We start from the raw sequence: 3877 nt of genomic DNA on the forward strand, positions 1-3877 counted from the left end.
CCACCACGGTCTGACCAAAGGCCCGGAACCCAGCAACACCACACCCTGACACGCCGCCAGATCTCCACACACCCAACAACGTGACAGTGCCCATGCTGGTGCTCTGGCCCGACGACGTGTTCGTGGCCGACGTGCCCCGCGCCCAGCAGCTGATCCGAGCGTACGAAGCGATCAGCAGCCCGGTACTGGCCCTGATGCCCATGGACCCCGCCGACTCCCAGCGCTACGGCGTACCCGTGGTCAAGGAAGACCTGGACGACGGCCTGCTGCGCATCACCGGCCTGGTCGAAAAGCCCAAACCGGCCGACGCACCCTCCTCGTACGCGGCCATCGGCGGCTACGTCATCACCCCCGGCATCATCGACGAACTGCGCGAGCAGACCAAGCGCTGGTACGACCACCGCAAAGGCGAGGTCTACCTGACCGACGCCATCAACGCCTACGCCGCCAGCCGCGCGGTGTACGGCCAGGTCATCCAGGGCCGCTGGTACGACACCGGCAACCCGGCCGACTACCTCGTTGCCCAGTTCGCCTCCGCCCTGACCCACCCGGAGTACGGGCCCGTCCTGCGCCGCCTCGCCCGCGAGCTCGGCGACGGCCAGGACCCCGCATCCGGCACCGAGAGCACCACCACGACCTGATCCGCCGCTCCCTTCGGGCCGCCCGGCCACGGCAAGCGGCCGACCCCGAGGGAGCGCCCGTAGCACCCCAACCTGTGGTCCTGGCGCTCTACACCTGCACCGACGCCCTGGCCACCCCCGCCACCCGCGCGCACCTGACCGCTCTGCTCGACATCCTGAGCGCCTCCGCCGTCCGCAACACGGTCTGCCTGATCACCAAGTGCGCGATCCCGGACGACGTCGTCGCCTGCATCACCCGCAACCAGGCTGCCGGACTGTCCATCCTGGTCTACCTCAGCTACTCGGGCCTCGGCCCCGCCATCGAGCAGGGCATCGACCACGCCGCGCTGCGCACCAATTTCCCCCGCCTGCACACGGCTGGCGTCCCCGTGATCCACTACTGGCGGCCCGCCCTCCCGCAGAACAGCACCCCGGACGTCATCGAGCACGTCATGGACTGGGCCGCCCGGTACTCCGCATGCACGGTCGCGGTGGGCACGAAGGTCAAACCCACCGCCCTCGACCAGATCACCGGTCTGTGGCCGGAGCTCGCCGATCCGCATCTGGACCCGCAAGCCGCCGACTCCGTCTGGCCCCGGACCACCTGGGACTGGCTCCACCACCTGCCCGACCGCTACGCCAGCCACCCCGTCTTCCAGACCAACAGCTGCGCCCTCGTGTACGTCCTCGCAGGCGCCGACCGCGCCGGCGTCCTGGACACACCGACATGTCTGACCGCCAACCGCTGCCCGGCCGCCCAGCGCGGCCGATGCCGCAACGCCGTCCCCAGGCAGCGCCCCGTGACCGAGACGGACGTCGACCAGCACCTGGCGAAGATCGGGCACACCGGGCTGCCCTACACCCTCCACCCCGCCACCCGCACCGTGGTCCTCGGCCGACCGGTTGCTCTGCGTGACCGTCACAACCTCGCCCAGGTCCTCGCCGTCACGGTCCGCTCGCCTCAGGACCCCAGCGAGCGCTACCGGCCCGGCCGCCTGTCCGGTGGACAACCGCTGATCATCGACACCCGCCCGTAGAACCCCACTTCTTCAGCGACTTCAGGGGACCGCCATACCGCCCATTACCATGGACACCGCCGTCCTGTTCTGGCCCCGCGGCGGCAGCACCCAGGTCATCCGCGTTCACCACACGCCTGCACGCCGGATCTCTGGGAAACCCCGGCGATCCCTCCCACAGCGGCACCTTCTACCGGGGTCTCGACCTGCGCCTGTACGACCACAACGACGCGATGGCTGCCTTCACCCGGGGCGAGGACCCGGTCGGCCTTGGTCCGGGGCCTGGTCAGTCATCGATCTTTCAACGCCCGAACCACGTAAGGCCGGGTGGGAGCATGGGGTGGTCACGCGGCCAGACTTGCGAACCGAAGACCGGGCCAACTGGGTCTTGCCGACTGCTCCAGAAACGGCTCTCGCAGGCGAAAATGCGCCACGCGCCGGACACGCGGTGACGGTGAGGCGCGGTGTGCGGGGCGGTCCCGCGCGGCGTGCGAACGGAGCGCGGGACCGCATGCCCTGCCGTCCTGTCAGCGAGCCGGGCGCGTATGACAATACGGACGTCGGCTCCCCGGGTGAGTGCAGCGCGCCGGAGAGCGACTTCCCGGATCGAACAGAGTGGCGTTGGCAGGTCACCAGTCTCTGCACGTCGACGACGCAGTCTCCGCACCGGGCGTCCTGGCCGCCGGTAGTCGGCCGACGACGGGCCGGTTTCGCGGCCGTGCAGCGCTGGCAGGCAGCACCTTGCCGTCGCAGCGGTGAAGAAGGGGAGAGGCAGGGCAGCGTCGCGCGGCAGTTGCCGCCGAAGGAGTTCGGGCAAGAAGAGAGGGGCAGCGGCCGTCGGACGGCGGGTGCCCCTTCAATCTTCAGCGAACGCACCAGGTGATCGTCGCCCGGTTCCGTTCAGGGTTTCCAGGTGCGCAGGAAGGAGGCGATCCGGTCGGTGGTGCAGCGCGGGTTGTTCAGCTCGTAGGCGAGTGCGGTGAGCTGTTCGCGGGTGGGGTTCACGGGAATGTTGCTGGCCTCGAGATACATGACGGCGACGGCGCAGGCGACGGTGAGGTTGGAGCGCTCCAGCCAGCGGCAGCGGCCCAGGTTGTGTACGAGGGCGGCGGCGCGGGAGTAGGCGCCGTCGTACACGGGTGTATCGAGGAGTTCGCCGCGGTGGCGAGCGACGGCGGCGATGGGGACGCCGTAATCGTCGGCGGCCGGGTCGCGATGACCGGCCCGTTCCGCCACTTCGAGGATCCAGGATTCGTCAACGTGCAGGATCACGCGGCAGCGCCCGGCTGCGGCTCGGCGTATGGGGCGTCGAGCTGCCGCTCCAGATCGTCGAGGAAGGTGCCGTACTCATCGATGAGCCGCTGGGCCGCAGCCATGCCGGCGGCGCGGGCACCGGTGGTGTCCTCGATGATGAGCCGCTCCACGTACTTGTTGAAGTCCAGCCTGCGGGCGGCCGCGGCGGCCTTGCCGGCGGCGAGCACGTCCTCTTCCAGCCGGACCTGCGTCTGCTTCTTCGCGGTAGTCACATCCGTATGGTAGCAGGGTGGTAGCAGGTGCTGCAAGCCGCTGCACAACCCTGTGTACCGAATCGACGGCGCCCCGTCCGTCGTCAAGATCGCCGAGGTAATCGCCGAGAGCGTGTCCAGCACAGTGCACTTTTTCCAGAAACGCGTCTTCAAGACTGCCGACGTGCGCGTGACCGTCATCGGCTCCCAGTCGTTCTGTGTCCGCATCGACTCCGACGTCCTGGACTGGCGCACCGACTACGACCGCCTGACGTACACCCCCGTCGAGCCACCGCCGGAGATTGAGCAGGCGCTTCACCGCTACCTGGACCACTTCGGGCTCGTTTTCGGGACTTTCGACTTCTGCGTAGGCGAAGACGGGCAATGGTGGTTCCTGGAGTGCAACCCCTCCGGTCAGTGGTACTGGCTGGAGTCTGAGACCGGTCTGCCCAGGGGCCCTTGCAAGATCGAAGATCATCCGGTTCGCTGGAGTTGTCGTGAAGTAGGGGGAGCGTCCCGGTTCGGGCACGGAGAACGCAGTGCAGGCACGGTCTCAGTGATCATGTGAGTGTCGAAGTCCCATGAACACTTGGTGAGTCCGTGCCTGCACCTGCATCTTCTCTCATGCCCGCTCCGCTGGGACAACTGGCCCGGACTTCTGCTCCGGCTCCGCTGGCGGACGCGGTCTGTCTGTCCGGTTTCCTCGATCTGGTTCCCGATCCGCGAGGTCGTCGCG

General features: G+C 68.5%; 4 protein-coding genes and 1 pseudogene. 3 read left to right on the forward strand and 2 right to left on the reverse strand.

Annotated features, from left to right (window positions below; genetic code table 11):
- Nucleotides 1–89: 89 nt before the first annotated feature.
- A pseudogene (locus ABZ656_RS56915) lies at nucleotides 90–641 on the forward strand (sugar phosphate nucleotidyltransferase); the annotation flags it as partial.
- A gap of 74 nt (nucleotides 642–715) precedes the next feature.
- Nucleotides 716–1657, forward strand: a complete 942-nt coding sequence (locus tag ABZ656_RS56920) for a hypothetical protein (RefSeq protein ID WP_360280466.1) — start codon at nucleotides 716–718, stop codon at nucleotides 1655–1657.
- An 879-nt stretch (nucleotides 1658–2536) separates the two neighbouring features.
- Here the strand turns inward: ABZ656_RS56920 and ABZ656_RS56925 are convergent.
- Nucleotides 2537–2908: a fic family toxin-antitoxin system, toxin component gene (locus tag ABZ656_RS56925; RefSeq protein WP_360280469.1), complete on the reverse strand. Its 372-nt coding sequence runs from the start codon at nucleotides 2906–2908 to the stop codon at nucleotides 2537–2539.
- Nucleotides 2905–3162, reverse strand: coding sequence for a hypothetical protein (locus tag ABZ656_RS56930; RefSeq protein ID WP_360280472.1), 258 nt, complete (start codon nucleotides 3160–3162; stop codon nucleotides 2905–2907). Before ABZ656_RS56930 ends, ABZ656_RS56925 begins: the two co-directional genes overlap by 4 nt.
- A gap of 52 nt (nucleotides 3163–3214) precedes the next feature.
- On the opposite strand from ABZ656_RS56930, the gene ABZ656_RS56935 reads away from it, so the two are divergent.
- Nucleotides 3215–3709 (forward strand): hypothetical protein, encoded by a 495-nt coding sequence (locus ABZ656_RS56935; RefSeq protein ID WP_360280475.1) that lies wholly within the window; start codon nucleotides 3215–3217, stop codon nucleotides 3707–3709.
- Nucleotides 3710–3877 lie beyond the last annotated feature (168 nt).

This window comes from Streptomyces sp. NPDC007095, assembly GCF_040634475.1.
Taxonomy (GTDB): domain Bacteria; phylum Actinomycetota; class Actinomycetes; order Streptomycetales; family Streptomycetaceae; genus Streptomyces.